Below are 23,044 nucleotides of genomic sequence, written 5' to 3' on the forward strand. Positions count from 1 at the left end.
ACGGGCACCGACGGCCGAAGGGCGGCCACCCCCGTGAGGGTGACCGCCCTTCGGCGTCATGACGTGGACGTCAGCCGTTGTACGGGCCGTAGTCGTAGTCCTCCAGCGGAACGGCCTGGCCGGAGCCGGTGCCGAACGGGCTGTAGTCGATGTCGTCGTAGCCGACGGCCGAGTACATCGCGGCCTTGGCCTCCTCGGTCGGCTCGACCCGGATGTTGCGGTAACGGGACAGACCCGTACCGGCCGGGATGAGCTTACCGATGATGACGTTCTCCTTCAGGCCCAGCAGCGAGTCGGACTTGGCGTGGATCGCCGCGTCCGTCAGGACCCTGGTCGTCTCCTGGAAGGAGGCGGCCGACAGCCAGGACTCGGTCGCCAGCGAGGCCTTGGTGATACCCATCAGCTGCGGACGGCCGGAGGCCGGGTGGCCACCCTCCGCCACGACCCGACGGTTCTCGGTCTCGAAGCGGCCGCGCTCGACCAGCTCGCCCGGCAGCAGCTCAGCGTCACCGGACTCGATGATCGTGACCCGGCGCAGCATCTGCCGGATGATGATCTCGATGTGCTTGTCGTGGATCGACACACCCTGCGAGTTGTAGACCTTCTGGACTTCCCCGACCAGGTGGACCTGGACGGCCCGCTGACCCAGGATGCGCAGCACGTCGTGCGGGTTGGTGGCACCCACGGTCAGCTTCTCGCCGACCTCGACGTGGTCGCCCTCGCTCACCATCAGACGGGCACGCTTGGAGATCGGGTAGGCGATCTCCTCGGAGCCGTCGTCCGGGGTGATGACGATCTTCTTGGTCTTCTCGGTCTCCTCGATACGGATGCGGCCGGCCGCCTCCGAGATCGGGGCGACACCCTTGGGCGTACGGGCCTCGAAGAGCTCGACGACACGCGGCAGACCCTGGGTGATGTCGTCACCGGCCACACCACCGGTGTGGAAGGTACGCATCGTCAGCTGGGTGCCGGGCTCACCGATGGACTGGGCGGCGATGATGCCGACCGCCTCACCGATGTCCACCAGCTTGCCGGTCGCGAGCGAACGGCCGTAGCACATCGCGCAGGTGCCCACCGCGGACTCGCAGGTCAGGACCGAGCGGGTCTTGACCTCGGAGACACCGTTGTGGATGAGCTGCTCGATGAGCACGTCGCCCAGGTCGGTGCCGGCGGTGGCCAGGACGCGCCCGTCCACCACGACGTCCTCGGCGAGGCAGCGCGCGTACACGCTGGTCTCGACGTCGTCCGTCTTGCGCAGCGAGCCGTCCTCGGCGCGCTCGGCGATCGCCAGCTTGAGGCCGCGGTCGGTGCCGCAGTCCTCCTCGCGGATGATGACGTCCTGGGAGACGTCCACCAGACGACGGGTCAGGTAACCCGAGTCGGCGGTGCGCAGAGCGGTGTCGGCCAGACCCTTACGGGCACCGTGGGTGGAGATGAAGTACTCCAGCACGGTCAGGCCCTCACGGAACGAGGCCTTGATGGGACGCGGGATGGTCTCGTTCTTGGCGTTGGACACCAGGCCACGCATACCCGCGATCTGACGCATCTGCATCATGTTTCCACGGGCACCCGAGTCGACCATCATGAAGATCGGGTTGGTCTTCGGGAAGTTCTCGCGCATGGCCTCGGCGACGTCGTTGGTCGCCTTCGTCCAGATCGCGATGAGCTCCTGCGTGCGCTCGTCCTTGGTGATCAGACCGCGCTCGTACTGCTTCTGGACCTTCTCGTCCTGAGCCTCGAAGCCCGCGATGATCCCCTTCTTCGCCTCGGGAACGACGATGTCGGAGATGGCCACGGTGACGCCGGAACGAGTCGCCCAGTGGAAGCCGGCCGCCTTCAGGTTGTCGAGCGTCGCCGCCACGATGACCTTGGGGTAGCGCTCGGCGAGATCGTTGACGATCTCGGAGAGCTGCTTCTTGCCCACCGGGTAGTCCACGAACGGGTAGTCCTCGGGCAGCAGCTCGTTGAAGAGCGCACGGCCCAGGGTCGTGTTCAGCCGGAAGGAGTCGCCGAGCTGCCAGGGCTCCTCGCCCTCCACGTCCGCCGGCGGGGTCCAGCCACGCGGCGGGACGGTGCCGATCGGGAAGCGGATGTCGATCCTGGACTGCAGCGACAGCTCGCGGGCGTCGAAGGCCATGATCGCCTCGGCGGTCGAGCCGAACGCCCGGCCCTCACCCTTGAGCTCGCGCTCCTCCGCGTCCGTGGTGAGGAAGAACAGACCCAGGACCATGTCCTGCGTCGGCATCGTCACCGGACGGCCGTCGGCGGGCTTGAGGATGTTGTTCGAGGACAGCATCAGGATGCGGGCCTCGGCCTGCGCCTCCGCGGACAGCGGCAGGTGCACGGCCATCTGGTCGCCGTCGAAGTCCGCGTTGAACGCGGTGCAGACGAGCGGGTGGATCTGGATGGCCTTGCCCTCGACCAGCTGCGGCTCGAAGGCCTGGATGCCGAGGCGGTGCAGGGTCGGCGCACGGTTCAGCAGCACCGGGTGCTCGGCGATGACCTCTTCGAGCACGTCGTACACGACCGTGCGGCCGCGCTCGACCATGCGCTTGGCCGACTTGATGTTCTGCGCGTGGTTCAGGTCCACCAGGCGCTTCATCACGAACGGCTTGAAGAGCTCCAGCGCCATGGCCTTGGGCAGACCACACTGGTGCAGCTTGAGCTGCGGGCCGACGACGATGACCGAACGGGCCGAGTAGTCGACGCGCTTGCCGAGCAGGTTCTGACGGAACCGGCCCTGCTTGCCCTTGAGCATGTCGGACAGCGACTTCAGCGGACGGTTGCCGGGGCCCGTCACCGGGCGGCCACGACGGCCGTTGTCGAAGAGCGCGTCGACGGCCTCCTGAAGCATGCGCTTCTCGTTGTTCACGATGATCTCGGGGGCACCGAGGTCGAGGAGGCGCTTGAGGCGGTTGTTGCGGTTGATGACGCGGCGGTACAGGTCGTTCAGGTCGGAGGTCGCGAAGCGGCCACCGTCCAGCTGCACCATCGGACGCAGGTCCGGCGGGATCACCGGGACGCAGTCCAGCACCATGCCCTGCGGCTTGTTGGTGGTCTGCAGGAACGCGGAGACGACCTTGAGGCGCTTGAGCGCACGGGTCTTCTTCTGGCCCTTGCCGGTACGGATGATCTCGCGGAGCTTGGCGGCCTCCTCGTCCAGGTCGAAGGACTCCAGGCGCTTCTGCAGCGCCGCGGCACCCATCGAACCCTGGAAGTAGGTGCCGAAGCGCTCCCGCAGCTCGCGGTAGAGCAGCTCGTCACCCTCCAGGTCCTGGACCTTGAGGTTCTTGAAGCGGGACCACACCTCGTCGAGGCGGTCCAGCTCGCGCTGGGCACGGTCGCGCAGCTGCTTCATCTCACGCTCGGCGCCCTCGCGCACCTTGCGGCGCACGTCGGACTTGGCGCCCTCGGCCTCCAGCTCGCCGAGGTCGGCCTCGAGCTTCTTCTGGCGGGACTCGATGTCCGCGTCACGGCGCTGCTCGACCTGCTGGCGCTCGACGGAGACCTGGGCCTCCAGCGAGGGCAGGTCGCGAGTGCGCCGCTCCTCGTCCACCCACGTGATCATGTAGGCGGCGAAGTAGATGACCTTCTCCAGGTCCTTCGGGGCGAGGTCGAGCAGGTAGCCCAGCCGCGACGGAACGCCCTTGAAGTACCAGATGTGGGTCACGGGAGCGGCCAGCTCGATGTGGCCCATCCGCTCACGACGCACCTTGGCGCGAGTGACCTCGACGCCGCAGCGCTCGCAGATGATGCCCTTGAAGCGGACACGCTTGTACTTGCCGCAGTAGCACTCCCAGTCCCGGGTGGGGCCGAAGATCTTCTCGCAGAAGAGCCCGTCCTTTTCCGGCTTGAGGGTGCGGTAGTTGATGGTCTCCGGCTTCTTCACTTCGCCGTGGGACCACTGCCTGATGTCGTCCGCGGTCGCAAGGCCGATCCGCAGCTCGTCGAAGAAGTTGACGTCGAGCACTTTGTCGTCAATCCCTCTTTCGGGGTCGAATGTCAAACATGTCTGAACGGTCCGGGGGGCCCTCAGGCCGCGTCAGCGGCACTGAGGGGAGGTAGCCGGGGAACTGCCGGAGCAGTTCCCCGACCGGCCCGTCAGACCTCTTCGACGCTGCTCGGCTCACGCCGGGACAGGTCGATTCCGAGCTCCTCCGCAGCGCGGAAGACGTCCTCGTCGGTGTCGCGCATCTCGATCGACATGCCGTCCGAGGACAGCACCTCCACGTTGAGGCAGAGCGACTGCATTTCCTTGATGAGCACCTTGAAGGACTCGGGAATGCCCGGCTCGGGAATGTTCTCGCCCTTGACGATGGCCTCGTAGACCTTCACACGGCCGAGAACGTCGTCGGACTTGATGGTGAGGAGCTCCTGCAGCGCGTAGGCCGCGCCGTATGCCTCAAGGGCCCACACCTCCATCTCGCCGAATCGCTGACCACCGAACTGCGCCTTACCACCCAGCGGCTGCTGGGTGATCATCGAGTACGGACCGGTGGAACGGGCGTGCAGCTTGTCGTCCACCAGGTGGTGCAGCTTGAGGATGTACATGTAGCCGATCGAGATCGGGTCCGGGAACGGCTCGCCGGAGCGGCCGTCGAAGAGCCGTGCCTTACCGGAGGGCAGCACCAGGCGCTGGCCGTCGCGGTTCGGGATCGTGGCCTCGAAGAGGCCGGTGATCTCGTCCTCGCGGGCACCGTCGAACACCGGGGTGGCGACGTTGGTGCCGGCGGCGACCTGGTCGGCGCCGATCGCCGTGAGGCGGCGCGCCCACTCGTCGCCGAGGCCGGAGACATCCCAGCCTTGTGCGGCGAGCCAGCCCAGGTGGATCTCCAGGACCTGTCCCGGGTTCATTCGGGACGGGACACCCAGGGGGTTGAGGATGATGTCGACCGCGGTGCCGTCCTCCAGGAACGGCATGTCCTCGATCGGCAGGATCTTGGAGATGACGCCCTTGTTGCCGTGACGGCCGGCGAGCTTGTCACCATCGGTGATCTTGCGCTTCTGCGCGACGTAGACGCGGACCAGCTGGTTCACGCCCGGGGGCAGCTCGTCGCCCTCCTCGCGGTCGAAGACGCGCACGCCGATGACCTTGCCGGTCTCGCCGTGCGGCACCTTCAGCGAGGTGTCGCGGACCTCACGGGCCTTCTCGCCGAAGATCGCGCGCAGCAGGCGCTCCTCCGGGGTCAGCTCGGTCTCGCCCTTGGGCGTGACCTTGCCGACCAGGATGTCGCCGGCGACGACCTCGGCACCGATGCGGATGATGCCGCGCTCGTCCAGGTCCGCCAGGACCTCCTCGGAGACGTTCGGGATGTCCCGGGTGATCTCCTCGGGGCCGAGCTTGGTGTCACGGGCGTCGACCTCGTGCTCCTCGATGTGGATCGAGGAGAGGACGTCGTCCTGCACGAGGCGCTGCGACAGGATGATCGCGTCCTCGTAGTTGTGACCCTCCCACGGCATGAACGCGACCAGCAGGTTCTTGCCGAGCGCCATCTCGCCCTGCTCGGTGGACGGACCGTCGGCGAGCACCTGGCCGGCGATCACCCGGGCGCCCTCGTCCACGACGACCTTCTGGTTGAAGGACGTGCCCTGGTTCGAGCGGGAGAACTTGGCGACGCGGTAGGTGTTGTACGTGCCGTCGTCGTTGGCGACGGTGACGTAGTCCGCGGAGACCTCCTGGACCACACCGTCCTTGTCGGCCTTGATGACGTCACCGGCGTCGACCGCGCAGCGGTACTCCATGCCGGTGCCGACCAGCGGGGCCTGCGCCTTCAGCAGCGGCACCGCCTGGCGCATCATGTTGGAGCCCATGAGCGCGCGGTTGGCGTCGTCGTGCTCGAGGAACGGGATCATGGCGGTCGCGACCGACACCATCTGGCGCGGCGAGACGTCCATGTAGTCCACGTCCTCGCCGGGGACGTAGTCGATCTCACCGCCACGGCGGCGCACCAGGACGCGGGACTCCGCGAAGCGGTTGTCCTCCGTCAGCGGCGCGTTCGCCTGGGCGATGACGAAGCGGTCCTCCTCGTCGGCCGTGAGGAAGTTGACCTCGTCGGTCACGATGCCGGTCTCGTCGACCTTGCGGTACGGGGTCTCCACGAAGCCGAACGCGTTGACCCGGCCATAGGAGGCCAGCGAGCCGATCAGACCGATGTTCGGGCCTTCGGGGGTCTCGATCGGGCACATGCGTCCGTAGTGGGACGGGTGCACGTCACGGACCTCGAAGCCGGCCCGCTCACGGGACAGACCACCGGGGCCCAGCGCGGACAGACGGCGCTTGTGGGTCAGGCCCGACAGCGGGTTCGTCTGGTCCATGAACTGGGACAGCTGGCTGGTGCCGAAGAACTCCTTGATGGAGGCGACGACCGGCCGGATGTTGATCAGGGTCTGCGGCGTGATCGCCTCGACGTCCTGGGTGGTCATCCGCTCGCGGACGACGCGCTCCATACGGGCCAGACCCGTGCGGACCTGGTTCTGGATGAGCTCGCCGACGTTGCGCAGACGACGGTTGCCGAAGTGGTCGATGTCGTCGACCTCGACGACCACGGAGGAACCGTTGTCACCGGTGGTCTCGGTCTCGCCCGCGTGCAGCTTGACCAGGTACTTGATCGCCGAGATGACGTCCTCGACGGTCAGCACACCGGCGTCGAGCGGCGCGTCGGCACCCAGCTTCTTGTTGATCTTGTAGCGACCGACCTTGGCCAGGTCGTACCGCTTGGGGTTGAAGTAGAGGTTCTCCAGCAGCGTCTGCGCGGCCTCACGGGTCGGGGGCTCGCCCGGACGCAGCTTGCGGTAGATGTCCAGCAGCGCGTCGTCCTGGCCCTGGGTGTGGTCCTTCTCCAGGGTGGCGCGCATGGACTCGTACTCGCCGAACTCCTCGAGGATCTGCTCGGTGGTCCAGCCGAGCGCCTTCAGGAGGACGGTGACGGACTGCTTGCGCTTGCGGTCGATGCGGACACCGACCATGTCGCGCTTGTCGATCTCCATCTCCAGCCAGGCACCCCGGGAGGGGATGACCTTGGCGGAGTAGATGTCCTTGTCGGACGTCTTGTCGATCTGGCTGTCGAAGTAGACACCCGGCGAGCGGACCAGCTGGGACACCACGACACGCTCGGTGCCGTTGATGACGAAGGTGCCCTTGTTCGTCATGAGCGGGAAGTCGCCCATGAAGACGGTCTGGGACTTGATCTCACCGGTCTCGTTGTTGGTGAACTCGGCCGTGACGAAGAGCGGGGCCGCGTACGTGAAGTCGCGCTCCTTGCATTCGTCGATCGAGTTCTTCGGAGGCTCGAAACGGTGGTCGCGGAAGGTCAGCGACATCGACCCGGAGAAGTCCTCGATCGGCGAGATCTCCTCGAAGATCTCTTCCAGACCGGACTTGGTGGGGACGTCCTGGCCACTGTCCAGGGCCGCCTCGACGCGAGACTTCCACGCGGCGTTGCCGAGGAGCCAGTCAAAGCTCTCGGTCTGCAGCGCGAGGAGGTTCGGGACCTCGAGGGGCTCCTTGATCTTCGCGAAAGAAATGCGCAGCGGGGCGGTGCTTGCGCCGTTGTTCGAATTGGCAGTCGAGGCGTTGCGCGAGGCGGCCAAGAGGGGGTCCTTCCGAGGGCTCGGACTCACTACGCGCGTACCGGCTTCCGCCCCCGGGCGCAGACAAGGATGTCCTGGTCAGGACAGTTCCTCACGTGTGCTCAGGCTTGGGCTTGTCCCTGGTGACGGGCCAGGCGACAGCTAACAGGCAGCGCAAAGGGTCAGTGTAGCCACTTGGCACACTGATGTCCAGTGCAGAGTTTCGGAGACCGGTGCTGCACCAATCTCGTCCTCCGTAGGGGTCGGTAGGAGCCCCTTGTTGTGAGCCGTCATGCCCCTCGTTCACGCTTGCCACGCTAGGCATTCCCGCATCGCCCTCGATCCATGCCTCGGTACATGGCCGATGTGGCGACGCGTCCTGAGAATCGCGCGCTGCGTGCGGTTCGTCAAGGCCTCCGCCCCGCGGAGATCGTCACAGGGGGTGGCGCGCGACGAACGGCAACGTAAGCGGAACGACGATGATCACCTTACCGGGCGATGATGACAGCCCGGGTGAAGGCCCACGCAAACGACCGAGGGCGGCCACCCGAAAGGGTGGCCGCCCTGCGGCTGATCAGCCCCGGGAGGGGCGTAGATCACTTGACCTCGACGGACGCGCCCGCGGCCTTGAGGGACTCGGCAGCCTTGTCGGCGGCCTCCTTGGCGACCTTCTCGAGAACCGGCTTCGGAGCGCCGTCCACGAGGTCCTTGGCCTCCTTCAGACCCAGGGAGGTCAGCTCGCGCACGACCTTGATGACCTGGATCTTCTTCTCGCCGGCACCGGTGAGGATGACGTCGAACTCGTCCTGCTCCTCGACGGCCTCGACCGGGGCACCCGGGCCCGCGGGGCCCGCGATGGCGACCGGGGCGGCGGCGGTGACGTCGAACTTCTCCTCGAAGGCCTTCACGAACTCGGAGAGCTCGATGAGGGTCATCTCCTCGAACTGCGCGAGCAGGTCGTCCTGGGTGAGCTTCGCCATGATGGCGGTCCTTCCACTAATTCGGCTGGTGCCGTATGTACATTGCGGCGGGCGTACGGGCCCGCTAGAGAACAGCGGGAGTGGTTACTCCGCGTCCTCGGCGGGAGCCGGCTCGCCGGCACCGCCCTGCTCCGCCTGCTTGGCACGGAGCGCGTCCACGGTGCGGACGAGCTTCGAGGGCAGCGCCTGGAAGACCGCGGCAGCCTGGGAGGGCTTGGCCTTCATGGCACCCGCCAGCTTGGCGAGCAGCACCTCGCGGGACTCGAGGTCCGCGAGCTTCTTGATCTCATCGGCGGACAGCGGCTTGCCGTCAAGCACACCGCCCTTGATGATGAGGTTCGGGTTGTCCTTGGCGAAGTCACGAAGACCCTTCGCCGACTCCACCGGGTCACCGGTGACGAAGGCGACAGCAGTCGGACCCGCGAACAGGTCGTCCAGCTGGCTGATCCCGGCCTCGTTGGCCGCGATCTTGGTCAGCGTGTTCTTCACCACGGCGTACGTGGCGTTCTCACCGAGCGAACGGCGCAGCGTCTTGAGCTGCGCCACGGTGAGACCGCGGTACTCGGTCAGCACGGCGGCGTTGGAGCTGCGGAACTTGTCCGTCAGCTCGGCAACCGCGGCGCCCTTCTCGGGCTTCGCCATAGAGCCTCGGCCTCCTTCCGGGTGATTCGGACCGCACGGTAAGGGGCCGGGCAAAACAAACGCCCCGGCGCAGGCGCACGGGGCGTGACTCGACCAGGACCGCAAAACGATCCCGGGAGTACATCCACAGTCACCTGCGCGGGTCGTCCGCAATAAACGGATCCTTCGGCCGCCGCACCTGTGAGGGCACGGCAACGACCAGCGGTCTTTGGCTTCTGGGGAAGAGTACGCGAACCGATCGGCGGCAAGCAAATCGGGCGTCAGGGCCTCAGGGGCCCCGGCGTCAGCCGTTCACACCGGTCGGCTTCATGTCCTTCAGCATCTTGAAGAGGTCGACGGTGTCCTTGGCCGGCGGCGCCTGGACGTCGGCCGCGGCGCCGTAGTCGGAGTAGTCGGCGCGGAGCTCCATGGTGCCCTCCGACGTCTCCATCCCGACGGCCATCCGGACCGGGTAGTGGTCGGCGTTGACCCAGAGCTCGGTGTCGTAGCCCTTGATCCCCGCCTTCTTGGTGTTGGCGATCACGGTCTTGCGCTGCTGCTCGGTGAGGCCCGAGGAGGCCTTGTTGGCGTCGAGCATCTCCTCGAAGCTGAGCGTGCCCTTGTAGTGCTCCGCCCGGACGCCGCCGACCTTCTCCGAACCGAGGTGCTTGAGGTTCGGCGACTCCAGCAACAGGGCGAGCTGCTGCGACGGGTCCTGGTTCATGTTCTCCAGGCCGGCGCTCATCTGCTTCTGCATCGCCTCGTTGCCGGTCGCCGCGGCGGCGGCCTTGAAGTCCAGCTTCATCCAGCGCTTGCCGCCCATGGCGGCGGCCTGCGCGGTGCCCATGTCCATGTACATGACGTTGTCCACCATCACCATGCGCACCTGGGAGGGGGCGTCGGGGGCACCGTCGGTCAGGGCGGAACCACTGACCACCATGTCCATCACCGCGGGGTCCCAGCCCTGTACGCCGGAGATCCGCATGGTGCCGCTCTCCTTCGAGCCGGACGGCATCTCCATCGTCATCCGGACCTTGGCGGACTTGGCATCGGCGGTCTTGGTGAAGGCGTCCTTGATGAACTGGAGGGCCTGGCTCCGCGTCTGCAGGACCTCGGCCTTGCCCCCACCGCTGCCCGTGCCGCCGCTCTGGCAGCCTGCGAGACCCACCACGACGGCCGCGGCCGCCAGACCGGCGCTCGCGCGCTTCCCTACGGACATGCTCATGAATTCCCACCCCTGGATCTCGTTCTTCCGGCTCCGGTGAGTACCCGGGGCCGGTGGCACGCTAGCGCACCCCGCCGACACTGTCGTACGAAAAAACCGGCCCCGCGCCTTGGAGGCGCGGGGCCGGTTCACAGCACACGACCCGGTCAGAGAGCGGCCGGGTCCTCCTCGGTGAGGAGGTTGCGGGTGCGGTTGGAGTCCAGCGGGATGCCGGGGCCCATCGTGGTGCTGATGGCGGCCTTCTTGATGTAGCGGCCCTTGGCGGCGGACGGCTTCAGACGCAGGATCTCGTCCAGCGCGGCGCCGTAGTTCTCGACCAGCTGCTGCTCACCGAAGGAGGTCTTGCCGATGATGAAGTGCAGGTTCGAGTGCTTGTCGACGCGGAACTCGATCTTGCCGCCCTTGATCTCGGTGACGGCCTTGGCGACGTCGGGGGTGACGGTGCCGGTCTTCGGGTTCGGCATCAGACCACGGGGGCCGAGGACGCGGCCCAGGCGGCCGACCTTGCCCATGAGGTCCGGGGTGGCGACGACGGCGTCGAAGTCCAGACGGCCCTTCGCCACCTCGTCGATCAGCTCGTCGGCGCCGACGATGTCGGCGCCCGCGGCACGCGCGGCCTCGGCACGGTCACCGGTCGCGAAGACCAGGACCCGGGCGGTCTTACCGGTGCCGTGCGGAAGGTTCACGGTGCCACGGACCATCTGGTCGGCCTTGCGCGGGTCGACGCCCAGACGGAAGGCCACCTCGACGGTGCTGTCGAACTTGGTGCTGGAGGTCTCCTTGGCGAGACGGACCGCCTCGAGGGGGGCGTACACGCGCTCCCGGTCGATCTTGCTGTCCGCAGCGCGGAGAGACTTGCTGCGCTTGCTCACTGCTGCTCCTGTGTGTCTGGAGGAGTCGTGGTGCGGGCCGAGCCGGCCCTGCCACGTTCTTGCGGGTGGGATGTGGTGCGGGGAGGCTGTGTCAGCCCTCGACCGTGATGCCCATGGAACGCGCGGTGCCGGCGATGATCTTCTCGGCGGCGTCCAGGTCGTTCGCGTTCAGGTCGGGCAGCTTGGTCGTGGCGATCTCGCGGACCTGGTCACGCGTCAGCTTCGCGACCTTGGTCTTGTGCGGCTCGCCGGAGCCCTTCTCCACACCCGCGGCCTTGAGGATCATGCGCGAGGCCGGCGGGGTCTTGGTGATGAAGGTGAAGGAACGGTCGTCGTAGACCGTGATCTCCACCGGGATCACCCAGCCGCGCTGCGACTCGGTCGCCGCGTTGTAGGCCTTGCAGAACTCCATGATGTTGACGCCGTGCTGGCCGAGCGCCGGGCCGACGGGCGGGGCCGGGTTGGCCGCACCTGCGTTGATCTGGAGCTTGATAAGCCCCGTGACCTTCTTCTTCTTGGGAGGCATTGCTCTCTCCGGGTCCTAGTGAGAGTGTTCCTGCCTGCGAACAGGCATACCGCACGATTTTAGCGGTGTGCGCCGAATCCCGGAAACCGGCAGGTCAGACCCGCCACTGGGACCGCCTACCGCCCTGCGGGGCCCGGCGCGCGAAAGAGCCCCTGCCCAGCGGGGAACGCTGGAGGCAGGGGCCCTTTCGGAAGATCGTCCGGCTAGTTCTTCTGGATCTGGTCGAAGCTGAGCTCGACCGGGGTCTCGCGGCCGAAGATCTCGACGAGGCCCTTGACCTTCTTGGAGTCGGGGTTGATCTCGTTGATCGTGGCCTGGAGGGTCGCGAAGGGGCCGTCGGTGACCGTGACCGAGTCGCCGACCTCGAAGTCCAGCACCTGGACCTCGACCTTGCGCTTCGTGACACCGCCCTCGCCGCCCTCGGCGGCGGCCTGCTCCTCGGCCTCGGGAGCGAGCATCTTGGTGACCTCGTCCAGCGTCAGCGGGTACGGGTCGTAGGCGTTGCCGACGAAGCCGGTGACACCGGGCGTGTTGCGGACGACGCCCCACGACTCGTTCGTCAGGTCCATGCGCACCAGCACATAGCCGGGGAGCTTGTTCTGGCGGACGGTGCGGCGGTCGCCGTTCTTGATCTGGACGACTTCTTCCTGGGGCACTTCGGCCTGGTAGATGTAGTCCTCGACGTTCAGCGAGACGGCGCGCTGCTCCAGGTTGGACTTCACGCGGTTCTCGTAGCCGGCGTAGGTGTGGATGACGTACCACTCGCCCGGCAGGGCACGCAGCTCATCGCGGAACGCCGCCACCGGGTCCACCGGGGCCTGCTCCTCCGCGGACTCCTCGTCCTCACCCTCGACGGCCGTCGCCTCGTCCTCGTCGACGACCTGCACCGCGTCCTGCTCGGCCGGCTCACCGGCGGCCTTGTCAGCAGCCTCGGCCTGGTCGATGTCGCCGTCGGCGGCCTCGACGATGTCGAGCGCGGTGTCGTCGCCCTCGACGGTCTCGTCGGCGTCGTACAGGTTCGGGTCAGACACGGTCGCTGCTTCTTCCTTCAAGATCTGGAACAGGCGGTCGGGCACCGCGGGTGCCCTCCGCGAGGGGAATCACCCGAAGATGTACGAGACGCCCTTATTGAGTCCCCAGTCAATCACGGTCACGAGCGCGATGATGACCACAACGAAGACAATCACCACGCTGGTGTACGTGCTGAGCTCGCTGCGCGTCGGCCAGACGACCTTGCGCAGTTCCGCCACGATCTGGCGGTAGAAGAGCGCGAGGCGGGCCAGAGGGCCCTTCTTCCCGCGCTTGCCGCCGCGACGGGCCTTCTTGGAACCGTCGTCCGCGGAATCGTCGTCAGGGCGACCGCTTTCAGGTGTTGCGGTCGAGCCCAGGGCTTCCGTCACTCGTCCTCACCTGAATCCGATTGATTGCCGATGCTGCTGATACTGCTAGTACTGCTGGTACAGCCGATACAACAGCGAAGCGTCTGCCTGCTTGCAGCAGGGCCGGAGGGACTCGAACCCCCAACCGCTGGTTTTGGAGACCAGTGCTCTACCAATTGAGCTACGACCCTTCGAGTGTCCCCCAACGTACCGCATCCGGCCGAGTGCACGATGTGCACAGGCAAGATCGGCTCGTGGGGGCCATCGACGGATGAGTGTACGTGTTCCGGGCCCGGCCGTCGAATGCGTTGCGTGTTCGGCGCGGATGGGCGCGGTTCCGACCGGAACGTGAACTCGTGTGCCCGGGACCCCCGGGGTCTGCGACGATGCAGACATGACCGCAGCAACTGAACGACGCGTGTCGGCCCGCATCGGGTCGATCTCCGAGTCCGCGACGCTCGCCGTGGACGCCAAGGCCAAAGCGCTCAAGGCCGCCGGGCGACCGGTCATCGGCTTCGGTGCCGGCGAGCCCGACTTCCCCACGCCCGACTACATCGTCGAGGCGGCCGTGGAGGCGTGCCGCAATCCGAAGTACCACCGCTACACCCCCGCCGGCGGGCTGCCGGAGCTGAAGGCCGCGATCGCCGCCAAGACGCTGCGCGACTCCGGCTACGAGGTCGACGCCTCCCAGATCCTGGTCACCAACGGCGGCAAGCAGGCCATCTACGAGGCCTTCGCCGCCATCCTCGACCCGGGCGACGAGGTCATCGTCCCGGCCCCGTACTGGACGACCTACCCGGAGTCGATCCGGCTGGCCGGCGGTGTCCCGGTCGAGGTCGTGGCCGACGAGACGACCGGCTACCGGGTCTCGGTCGAGCAGCTGGAGGCCGCGCGCACCGAGAACACCAAGGTCGTGCTCTTCGTGTCGCCGTCCAACCCGACCGGCGCCGTCTACAGCGAGGCCGAGACCGAGGCGATCGGCCGCTGGGCCGCCGAGCACGGCCTGTGGGTGCTGACCGACGAGATCTACGAGCACCTGGTCTACGGCGGCGCCTCCGCGGTCTCGATGCCCGCGGTCCTGCCCGAGCTGCGCGACAAGTGCATCGTGGTCAACGGCGTCGCCAAGACGTACGCCATGACCGGCTGGCGCGTCGGGTGGGTGATCGGCCCCAAGGACGTGATCAAGGCCGCCACCAACCTGCAGTCGCACGCCACCTCGAACGTGAGCAACGTCGCACAGGTCGCCGCCCTGACCGCCGTCTCCGGCGATCTGGAGGCCGTGGCGAAGATGCGCGAGGCCTTCGACCGGCGCCGGCAGACGATCGTGCGGATGCTCAACGAGATCCCGGGCGTGGTGTGCCCCGAGCCCGAGGGCGCGTTCTACGTGTACCCGTCGGTCAAGGGCGTGCTCGGCAAGGACATCCGCGGCAGGCGGCCGCAGAGCTCCGTGGAGCTCGCCGAGCTCATCCTGGAGGACGTCGAGGTCGCGGTCGTCCCCGGCGAGGCCTTCGGCACCCCGGGCTATCTGCGCCTGTCGTACGCGCTCGGTGACGAGGACCTGGTCGAGGGCGTCTCCCGGATCCAGAAGCTGCTGGGCGAGGCCAAGGACTGACGGCACCGCCGCATCAGGGCTGTCGCGGGTCCCGGCCGGTCGGCCGGGACCCGCGCGCGTGTGCGGGCAAGCCCTCGTTCGGGGAAAGCGCTACCGGCACCCCCGCGCGGTGCGGCAGGATCTCTGAATGGCACGCGATGTTTCCCTCCTCCCCAAGGCGCACCTCCACCTGCACTTCACCGGCTCGATGCGGCCGGCGACCCTGCTGGAACTGGCCGGCAAGTACGGGGTGCACCTCCCCGAGGCCCTGACCTCCGGTGAACCGCCGAGTCTGCGCGCGACCGACGAGCGCGGCTGGTTCCGCTTCCAGCGCCTGTACGACATCGCGCGCTCGGTGCTCCGCTCCCCCGACGACATCCGGCGGCTGGTGCGCGAGGCCGCGGAGGAGGAGGCCAGGGACGGCTCGGGGTGGCTGGAGATCCAGGTCGACCCGACCTCGTACGCGCCCCGGCTGGGCGGGCTGATCCCGGCCATGGAGATCATCCTGGACGCGGTGGAGACCGCCTCCCGCGACACCGGCGTGGGCATGGCCGTACTCGTCGCCGCCAACCGCACCAAGCATCCGCTGGACGCCCGCACGCTGGCCCGTCTCGCGGTGCGCTACGCCGGTCACGGCGTGGTCGGCTTCGGGCTCTCCAACGATGAACGCCGGGGCCTGGCAAGGGACTTCGACCGGGCCTTCGCCATCGCCCGGGAGGGCGGCCTGCTGGCGGCCCCGCACGGCGGCGAGCTGTCGGGGGCGAGCAGCGTCCGCGACTGCCTGGACGACCTGCACGCGAGCCGGATCGGGCACGGCGTGCGGGCCGCGGAGGACCCGCGGCTGATGGCGAAGCTCGCCGAGCGCGGTGTGACCTGCGAGGTGTGCCCCGCGTCCAACGTCGCCCTGGGCGTCTACGAGGAGCCGCGGCAGGTGCCGCTGCGCACGCTCTTCGACGCCGGGGTACCGATGGCGCTCGGCGCCGACGACCCGCTGCTGTTCGGCTCGCGGCTGGCCGCGCAGTACGAACTGGCGCGGGAGGCGCACGGCTTCACGGACGAGGAGCTGGCCGAGCTGGCCCGCCAGTCGGTGCGTGGTTCGGCGGCGCCGGAGGGCGTAAGGACCAAGCTGCTGGCCGGCATCGACGACTGGCTCGCTCACTGATCACAGGCGATCCCGGCCAGCACGGTGCGGGCGATGGCGGCGGCGAACTCCTCCAGCGGCTGGTCGTCGACGGGCTCGCCCAGGTAGCAGTTGAGGAAGCCGCGCTGGTAGCACGCGCCGAGCAGCAGCGCGGCCGCGGCGTCGGTGTCGGCACCGGCGCGGATGCGGCCGCCTTCACGCTCCGCGCGCAGATAGCGGGACAGGGCGCGCAGCGGAACGACCGGCCCGCGGTCCAGCGGGCGCAGGGCCTCGCGGTGCCGTGCCAGCAGGGCGGGTTCGGCGAAGAGCGAGGCGGCGATCGGCACGCTGGACTCGTAGAACAGCACGGCGGTGCGCGCGATGTCGGTGAGGCAGCTCTCGACGCTGCGGCCACCCGGGTCCGCGGTCAGTTCGGCCATCAGCGGCCCGAGCCGGGGGGCGCGCTCCGCCAGCACCTGGACGAAGAGCTCCTCCTTGCCGGCGAAGTGCTTGTAGAGCGCCGCCTCTGAGCAGCCGGCCGCCTTGGCGATCTCCTTGGTGGTCGTCCTGGCGAGGCCGATGGTGCGCATCAGGTGGTCGGCGGCATCCAGAATTCGCTGCCGTGTGGGCGTTGACTCGGGGGTGAGCATGCACTCACCTTAATGGTGAGTAAGTATTCACCCACCCACCCACTGCTCGGGGAGAGCTGCGATGGAACTCACGGTGTTCGGAGCGACCGGCGGCATCGGACAGGAGATCGTGCGGCAGGCGCTGGCGGAGGGCCACGGCGTGACCGCGGTGGTGCGCGACCCGGCCCGGCTGCCGGTGACCGGCGCCGGTCTGCGGGTCGTCACCACGGCGCTGACCGACCCGGAGCCGCTGCGCGCGGCGGTCGCCGGGCGGGACGCGGTGCTGTCCGGGCTCGGTCCGCGGCGCCGCAAGGACGCGGGGATCGCCACCAAGGTCACCCGTCCGGTGCTGCGCGCCATGGAGGCGGAGGGCGTCCGCCGCTTCGTCGCGGTCAGCGCGGCGCCGCTGGGTCCCGTGCCGGAGGGCGAGACGCTGTTCGGGCGGATCACGACGCCCCTGGTCTCCGCACTGCTGCGGCCGGTCTACGACGACCTGCGGGAGATGGAGGACGAGATGCGCCGCAGCGCGACCGACTGGACCGCCGTCCGCCCGCCGAAGCTCAACGACAAGCCGCTGACCGGGGTCTACCGGACGGCACTCGGCGCCAATCTGCGCGGCGGCCACAGCATCGGCCGGGCCGACGTGGCCCACGCGATGCTCGCCGCGATCGGCGACACCGCGACCGTGAAGCAGGCGCTCGGCGTGGCGTACTGACGCCGGCCCTCACCCGTCCCCGGAAAACCGCTTCCCGCCGGCCGGGCGCTGCGCCATCGTTCCCGGCATGACACGTGCGCCAGGCCTGGAGACGATCACCGCCGGCAACCTCGACGCCGCGCTCGGCCTGCGGGTCCGGCCCGGGCAGGAGCACCTGGTCGCGCCGGTCGTGAAATCCCTCGCCGAGGCGTACGTCCATCGAGGCACCGCCTGGCCGCGGCTGATCGTCGACGGCGGCCGGGCGGTCGGCTTCGTGATGGCGTTCCTGGACCTGGACTGGACCGGTGACGGCACGGGCCGGGACGTGCGGTCCGGCCTGTGGCGGCTGCTCGTGGACGCGGACGAGCAGGGCCGCGGTTACGGCCGCTTCGCCGTCGCGGAGGTCGCCGCCGAGATCCGCCGGCGCGGCGGCACCCGGATGACCGCCACCTGGGTGCCCGGCCCGGGCGGCCCCGAGCGGTTCTACGAGGCCCTCGGCTTCCGCCCGACCGGGGAGACCAGCGAGGACGAGGTGGTCGGCGGGCTGGAGCTCGGGGGCCCCGGCCCGGCACCGGTCAGAGGCTGACGCCGACCGTCACCGGCTCGTTGACCAGGACGACGCCGAAGGCGTCGTGGACGCCGGCGACGACCTCGCGGGCGAGCGCGAGCAGGTCGGCGGTGGTGGCGGAGCCGCGGTTGGTCAGGGCCAGGGTGTGCTTGGTGGAGATGCGGGCGGGGCCGGTGCCGTAGCCCTTGGTGAATCCCGCCTTGTCGATCAGCCAGGCCGCGGAGGTCTTGATGTGCCCGTCGCCCGCGGGGTACGCGGGGGCCTCGGTGTCCGGGCCGAGGCGGTCGTGGACGCGGGACAGGAAGTCGGCGTACCCGGCCTCGGTGAGGATCGGGTTGGTGAAGAAGGAGCCGGCCGACCAGGTGTCGTGGTCCTCCGGGTCCAGCACCATGCCCTTGCCGGAGCGCAGCTTCAGCACCGTCTCGCGGGCGGTGGCCAGCGCCACCCGCTCGCCAGCCTCGGCCCCCAGCGCGCGGGCCACCTCGGCGTACCGCACGGGCGCGGACATGCCGTCCGCGTCCTCCAGCGCGAAGCGGACGCGCAGCACGACGTAGCGCGCGGGGTCCGCCTTGAAGCGGCTGTGGCGGTACGAGAAGGCGCACGCGGCGTTGTCCAGCGTGACGGTCTCCCCCGCGACGCGGTCGTACGCGATCACCTCGGTGATCGTGCTCGCCACTTCCTGGCCGTACGCCCCGACGTTCTGGATCGGCGTGGCCCCGGCGGAGCCCGGGATGCCGGCCAGGCACTCCACGCCTGCCAGGCCCGCCTCCACGGTGCGGGCGACGGCGTCCGTCCACACCTCGCCCGCGGCCAGCTCCAGTTCGGTGCCGCGCAGTTCGAAGCCCTCGGTGGCGATGCGCAGCGCGGTGCCCGCGAAGCCCTCGTCGGCGATGACCAGGTTGCTGCCGCCGCCGATGACCAGCAGCGGCGTCCCGGACGCGTCCGCCTCCCGGACCGCCTCGACGACCTCGGCGTCGGTGGTCGCGGTCACCAGGCGGGTGGCGGGGCCGCCGAGGCGGAAGGTGGTCAGGGGCGCGAGCGGGGCGTCGTGGAGTACGTGCACGGCATTCAGGGTACGGGGCGGGCCGGCTCGGCCCGAGGCCCGGCCGCCCCGTACCCCGCGGGTTTCTAGAGGGCTTCGAGGATCGTGGCGTTGGCCAGGCCGCCCGCCTCGCACATGGTCTGCAGCGCGTAGCGCGCGCCGCGCGCCCTCATGGCGTGGACGAGGGTGGTCATCAGCCGCGTGCCGCTGGCGCCCAGCGGGTGGCCGAGCGCGATGGCGCCGCCGTTGACGTTGACCTTGGCGGGGTCGGCACCGGTCTCCTGCTGCCAGGCGAGGACGACGCTGGCGAAGGCCTCGTTGACCTCGAACAGGTCGATGTCCCCCAGGTTCAGCCCGGCGCGGCGCAGCACCCGCTCGGTGGCCGGGATGACCCCGGTCAGCATGAGCAGCGGGTCGGACCCGGTGACGGCGAAGCTGTGCAGCCGGGCCAGCGGGCGCAGGCCGAGGCGGTCGGCCGTCTCGCTGCTCATGATCAGCACCGCGGAGGCACCGTCGTTGATCGGGCTGCTGTTGCCCGCGGTGACCGACCAGTCGATCTGCGGGAAGCGCTCGGCATAGCCGGGGTGGGCGAAGGCGGGACGCAGCCCGGCGAGGACCTCCGGGGTGGTCGCGGGGCGCACGGACTCGTCGGCGGTCAGCCCGGCGAGCGGCGCGACCTCCGCGTCGAAGGCGCCCGCCGCCCATGCCGCGGCCGCCTTGCGGTGCGACTCGGTGGCGAAGACGTCCATGGCCTCGCGGCTCAGCGACCACTTGGCCGCGATCAGCTCGGCGCTGATGCCCTGCGGGATCAGCCCACCGGGGAAGCGCTCGGCGACGCCGGGACCGAACGGGTCGCTGCCGGGCAGCACGTTGGATCCCATCGGCACCCGGCTCATCGACTCCACGCCGCAGGCCACGACGATGTCGTAGGCGCCCGCGATGACGCCCTGCGCGGCGAAGTGCACGGCCTGCTGCGAGGAACCGCACTGGCGGTCGACGGTGGTGGCCGGGACGGAGTCGGGGAAGCCGGCGGACAGCCAGGCCCAGCGGGTGGTGTTCATGGCCTGCTCGCCGACCTGGCCGACGGTGCCGCCGATCACATCGTCGACCAGGGCGGGGTCGATACCGCTGCGGGTGACGAGCTCCGCGAGGGTGTGGGCGAGCAGTTCCACCGGGTGCGTCCCGGCGAGTGCCCCGCCGGCCTTGCCCTTGCCGATGGGGGTGCGGACGGCTTCGACGATGACGGCGTCACGCATGACGGTCGCCTCCTGGGGTGAGGGTGCGGTTCCGGACGAGGGAGGGCCGCGGCGGGGCCCGCCGAGGAGTTGATTTGGATATCCAACTCACTTCCTACTCCAGAGTAGGACCAGTCGATTTGAAATCACAACCTGCCATGTGAGACTGGGGCGGTGAGCCCGACCACAGCCCGCCCCGCCCTCCCCGGACGCCCCTGCTCCGCCGCCGCCGCGCTCCAGGTCGTCGGTGAGAAGTGGGCGCTGCTCGCCATGCGCGAGATCCTCTACGGCAACCACCGCTTCGACGCCATCGCCCGCAACACCGGCGCCCCGCGCGACCGGCTCACGGCGCGGCTGCGCGCGCTGGAAGAGGCCGGCGTCATCGAGCGCCGCGCGTACAGCGAGCGCCCGCCGCGCTACGAGTACCACCCCACGGCGGCGGGCCGGGACCTCCGTGATGTCCTCCACGCCCTTGTGACGTGGGGCGACAGGTGGGTCCTCGACGAGCCGCCGGTCACCTTCCGCCACCACGACCACCTCTTCGACCCCGTCGAGACGTGCCGCTCCTGCGGGGAGAAGGTGGAGGCGGGCAGCCTCGCGCTCACCCTCAACACCCCGGACTGGGACCACAGCGGACCCGTCGGCTGAGTCCGACGGCCGGCCCTTGGTCATTCCTCCGGCGAACGCCGTGCGGCCCCACCCCGCGCCGGGATGGGGCCGCACGAACGCCGGCGTCAGTGCTCCGCGCCCACCAGGGGCCGCGCGTCCCCAGCCGCGCCGGCCTTCTCCGCCGCGGCCACGGCGGAGGATCGCCGGCCCGGCACGAGAAGCGCCGCGACCGCCCCGATCCCGACCGCCGCCGCCCCGGCCCAGAGGGCGGGAGTGATGCCGTCCACGAAGCGGGTGGCGGACTCGTAGCCGCCCTGGGCGGAGAAGACCGCCGCCAGACTGGCCACCCCGAGCGCGCCGCCGACCTCCCGCAGGGCGTTGTTGGCGCCCGAGGCGATGCCCTGCTCCTCCGGGCGGACGCTGCTCATGACGATGTTGGCGCTTGGCGCGAAGTACAGGGCCATGCCGACACCGCTCACGACGAGCGCCGGGATCTGCGCCGCGTAGGACACACCGGGCTCGATGACCAGGGCGAAGAGCCCGAGCCCGACCGCCTGGAGGGCGAGTCCGGCCGCGACGACCGGGCGACCGCCGATCCGGTCGGAGAGATAACCCGCGATCGGCGCCACGATCATCGGCATGCCGGTCCAGGGCAGCATCCGCAGACCCGCCTCCGTCGGGGAGTAGCCCGCCACGCCCTGCAGGAACTGGCTGAGCAGGAAGATCGACCCGAACATGCCGAGGAACATCAGCAGGCTGGCCGCGTTGATCGCGGCGAACGCGCGGCTGCGGAACAGCCGCATCGGCAGGATCGGATTGCGGGCCCGCATGCCGTGCCGCACGAAGAGGGCGAGCAGGATGCCGCCCGCGATCAGGCCGCCGAGCACCGGCCCGCTGGTCCAGCCGTCGGCGTTGCCGCGGACCAGGGCGTAGACGATCCCGAAGAGGCCGGCGCTGGCGAGCAGCGTGCCGGTTACGTCCAGCCGCGGGTTGGGGCCGCGGCTCTCCGCCAGGCGCAGCCGGGCGAGCGGGATGAGCAGCACACCGAGCGGGACGTTGACCCAGAAGATCCACTGCCAGGAGATGTGCTCGGTCAGCGAGCCCCCGATGAGCGGCCCGGCCGCGACCGCGAGGCCGTTGACCGCGCCCCAGATGCCGAAGACCATCCCGCGCCGCTGCGGCGGCACCGCGGCCGACAGCAGGGTGAGCGTGAGCGGCATCAGGATGGCGGCGCCGACGCCCTGGATCGCGCGGGCCGCGATCAGCTCGTTCATGCCCGGCGCCAGCGCGGCTCCGGCGGAGGCCGCGGAGAAGACGCCGAGGCCGACCAGGAACATGCGGCGCCGCCCGAAGCGGTCACCCAGGGCCGCGCCGAACATCAGGAGGACGGCGAAGGTGAGCGTGTAGGCACTCACCGTCCACTCCAGGTCCTCCAGGGCGCCGCCCAGGTCCTTGCGGATCGAGGGCAGCGCGGTGGTGACGACGAGGTTGTCCAGCGCGGCCATGAAGCCGGCGACGCTGGTGACGAGCAGGGCCCAGCCGATGCCCCCGCGTCGTGCGGGGGCATCCTGCCGCTGTTCTTGCTGTGCCGGTTCCATGGTTCTCGTTCCCCCAAGCTGATTAGTAATTGATCAATAACTTTCGCGGACAGACCTCTGCCATCTGCCGCTGCTTGCCGCGACGAAGTCCGGCCGGCACGACCCGCCGGCCTTCCCCTTGTCCTCTTACTGCGTATTGCGCGTTACTGCGCGTCGGCCGGGCGCTTCTCCGGGAAGCGGTCGGCGTACAGATCCTCGATGCCCGTCCAGCAGCGCGCGTCCGGTGGGACGCCGAGCGCGACCAGGACGTTCACCAGCATCCCGGTGCCGAAGAACTCGGCCACCTCTCGCTCGCCCACCCCGGTGCGCACCGTGACCCAGTCCCACAAGCCCAGCCAGCGGCTCCGGCAGGCGTCGCGGATCTCCTCGTCGTCGACGGACGCCACGTACATCTGGAGCTGCATCCGCAGGACGTCGCCGCCCGTGATGAGCTCCTGGTACGAGCCGCACATCGCCGCGAAGGCCTCGTCCCCCTCCAGGCCCTGTGCCGCCTTCTCGAAGTGCGCCTCGATCATGCGCACGCACCGCTCGGCCACGGCCAGGAACAGCGCCTTCTTGTTCGGAAAGAGCCGGAAGAGGTACGGCTGCGACACTCCCATGCGCTTGGCGATGACGCCGGTGGAGGTGCCGTGGTAGCCGGCCATGCCGAACTCCGTCATCGCGGCACGCACGGCCGCCTCGCGGCGCTCCTCCGCGCTCATCCGCATTCCGTCGCTCGCCATGGTAGGTAAGTTATCAGTCACTAACAACGCTGTGCAAGGGGGGAGGCGGCAGGACGTCCTGCCG

The 23,044-nt window shown here is 69.3% G+C and carries 19 protein-coding genes and 1 tRNA gene; 5 read left to right on the plus strand and 15 right to left on the minus strand.

Going from position 1 to position 23,044, the window contains the following annotated elements:
• Positions 1 to 70: 70 nt before the first annotated feature.
• The 10 genes from ACFWVC_RS32025 to ACFWVC_RS32070 form a co-directional block, all read right to left on the minus strand.
• Complete coding sequence (locus ACFWVC_RS32025) at positions 71 to 3,970, minus strand: DNA-directed RNA polymerase subunit beta' (RefSeq protein WP_384295614.1); 3,900 nt, start codon at positions 3,968 to 3,970, stop codon at positions 71 to 73.
• Positions 3,971 to 4,101: 131 nt separating this feature from the next.
• On the minus strand, positions 4,102 to 7,590 hold the full coding sequence (gene rpoB / locus ACFWVC_RS32030) for a DNA-directed RNA polymerase subunit beta (RefSeq protein WP_384295620.1): 3,489 nt from the start codon (positions 7,588 to 7,590) through the stop codon (positions 4,102 to 4,104).
• A gap of 575 nt (positions 7,591 to 8,165) precedes the next feature.
• Positions 8,166 to 8,549, minus strand: a complete 384-nt coding sequence (gene rplL, locus ACFWVC_RS32035) for a 50S ribosomal protein L7/L12 (RefSeq protein WP_384295626.1) — start codon at positions 8,547 to 8,549, stop codon at positions 8,166 to 8,168.
• Positions 8,550 to 8,633: 84 nt separating this feature from the next.
• Entirely contained in the window at positions 8,634 to 9,191 is a 558-nt protein-coding gene (gene rplJ / locus ACFWVC_RS32040; protein WP_384295633.1) for a 50S ribosomal protein L10, read from the minus strand.
• A 283-nt stretch (positions 9,192 to 9,474) separates the two neighbouring features.
• A complete protein-coding gene (locus ACFWVC_RS32045; RefSeq protein WP_384295639.1) occupies positions 9,475 to 10,395 on the minus strand; it encodes a hypothetical protein in 921 nt (306 codons plus the stop codon).
• Positions 10,396 to 10,541: 146 nt separating this feature from the next.
• On the minus strand, positions 10,542 to 11,267 hold the full coding sequence (rplA, locus tag ACFWVC_RS32050) for a 50S ribosomal protein L1 (RefSeq protein WP_384295644.1): 726 nt from the start codon (positions 11,265 to 11,267) through the stop codon (positions 10,542 to 10,544).
• Between the two features lie 91 nt (positions 11,268 to 11,358).
• Positions 11,359 to 11,793 (minus strand): 50S ribosomal protein L11, encoded by a 435-nt coding sequence (gene rplK / locus ACFWVC_RS32055; protein ID WP_384295649.1) that lies wholly within the window; start codon positions 11,791 to 11,793, stop codon positions 11,359 to 11,361.
• Between the two features lie 203 nt (positions 11,794 to 11,996).
• Positions 11,997 to 12,824 (minus strand): transcription termination/antitermination protein NusG, encoded by an 828-nt coding sequence (gene nusG, locus ACFWVC_RS32060; protein WP_384295653.1) that lies wholly within the window; start codon positions 12,822 to 12,824, stop codon positions 11,997 to 11,999.
• Between the two features lie 69 nt (positions 12,825 to 12,893).
• Positions 12,894 to 13,193 (minus strand): preprotein translocase subunit SecE, encoded by a 300-nt coding sequence (secE, locus tag ACFWVC_RS32065; protein WP_384295660.1) that lies wholly within the window; start codon positions 13,191 to 13,193, stop codon positions 12,894 to 12,896.
• A gap of 97 nt (positions 13,194 to 13,290) precedes the next feature.
• A tRNA-Trp gene (locus tag ACFWVC_RS32070) sits at positions 13,291 to 13,363 on the minus strand.
• Positions 13,364 to 13,566: 203 nt separating this feature from the next.
• On the opposite strand from ACFWVC_RS32070, the gene ACFWVC_RS32075 reads away from it, so the two are divergent.
• Both ACFWVC_RS32075 and ACFWVC_RS32080 read left to right on the plus strand, forming a co-directional pair.
• Positions 13,567 to 14,784 (plus strand): pyridoxal phosphate-dependent aminotransferase, encoded by a 1,218-nt coding sequence (locus tag ACFWVC_RS32075; protein WP_384295667.1) that lies wholly within the window; start codon positions 13,567 to 13,569, stop codon positions 14,782 to 14,784.
• Between the two features lie 127 nt (positions 14,785 to 14,911).
• Complete coding sequence (locus tag ACFWVC_RS32080) at positions 14,912 to 15,925, plus strand: adenosine deaminase (RefSeq protein WP_384295674.1); 1,014 nt, start codon at positions 14,912 to 14,914, stop codon at positions 15,923 to 15,925.
• Here ACFWVC_RS32080 and ACFWVC_RS32085 read toward each other — a convergent pair.
• Positions 15,919 to 16,533: a TetR/AcrR family transcriptional regulator gene (locus ACFWVC_RS32085; RefSeq protein ID WP_384295678.1), complete on the minus strand. Its 615-nt coding sequence runs from the start codon at positions 16,531 to 16,533 to the stop codon at positions 15,919 to 15,921. The genes ACFWVC_RS32080 and ACFWVC_RS32085 overlap by 7 nt on opposite strands.
• A gap of 61 nt (positions 16,534 to 16,594) precedes the next feature.
• Between ACFWVC_RS32085 and ACFWVC_RS32090 the strand changes: the two genes are divergently transcribed.
• Positions 16,595 to 17,227 (plus strand): NAD(P)-dependent oxidoreductase, encoded by a 633-nt coding sequence (locus tag ACFWVC_RS32090; protein ID WP_384295683.1) that lies wholly within the window; start codon positions 16,595 to 16,597, stop codon positions 17,225 to 17,227.
• 67 nt (positions 17,228 to 17,294) lie between these two features.
• Positions 17,295 to 17,792, plus strand: a complete 498-nt coding sequence (locus ACFWVC_RS32095) for a GNAT family N-acetyltransferase (RefSeq protein ID WP_384295687.1) — start codon at positions 17,295 to 17,297, stop codon at positions 17,790 to 17,792.
• Here the strand turns inward: ACFWVC_RS32095 and ACFWVC_RS32100 are convergent.
• Entirely contained in the window at positions 17,782 to 18,837 is a 1,056-nt protein-coding gene (locus tag ACFWVC_RS32100) for a UDP-N-acetylmuramate dehydrogenase (protein ID WP_384295693.1), read from the minus strand. The genes ACFWVC_RS32095 and ACFWVC_RS32100 overlap by 11 nt on opposite strands.
• A gap of 65 nt (positions 18,838 to 18,902) precedes the next feature.
• On the minus strand, positions 18,903 to 20,072 hold the full coding sequence (locus ACFWVC_RS32105; protein ID WP_384295698.1) for a thiolase family protein: 1,170 nt from the start codon (positions 20,070 to 20,072) through the stop codon (positions 18,903 to 18,905).
• A 153-nt stretch (positions 20,073 to 20,225) separates the two neighbouring features.
• Between ACFWVC_RS32105 and ACFWVC_RS32110 the strand changes: the two genes are divergently transcribed.
• Positions 20,226 to 20,699: a winged helix-turn-helix transcriptional regulator gene (locus ACFWVC_RS32110; protein WP_384295703.1), complete on the plus strand. Its 474-nt coding sequence runs from the start codon at positions 20,226 to 20,228 to the stop codon at positions 20,697 to 20,699.
• Between the two features lie 86 nt (positions 20,700 to 20,785).
• On the opposite strand, the gene ACFWVC_RS32115 is transcribed toward ACFWVC_RS32110, so the two are convergent.
• Both ACFWVC_RS32115 and ACFWVC_RS32120 read right to left on the minus strand, forming a co-directional pair.
• A complete protein-coding gene (locus ACFWVC_RS32115) occupies positions 20,786 to 22,258 on the minus strand; it encodes a DHA2 family efflux MFS transporter permease subunit (RefSeq protein ID WP_384295709.1) in 1,473 nt (490 codons plus the stop codon).
• Between the two features lie 143 nt (positions 22,259 to 22,401).
• Positions 22,402 to 22,980, minus strand: a complete 579-nt coding sequence (locus ACFWVC_RS32120) for a TetR/AcrR family transcriptional regulator (protein WP_384295713.1) — start codon at positions 22,978 to 22,980, stop codon at positions 22,402 to 22,404.
• Positions 22,981 to 23,044: the final 64 nt, after the last annotated feature.

Source organism: Streptomyces sp. NPDC058691 (genome assembly GCF_042714775.1).
In the GTDB taxonomy this organism is placed as follows: Bacteria; Actinomycetota; Actinomycetes; order Streptomycetales; family Streptomycetaceae; genus Actinacidiphila.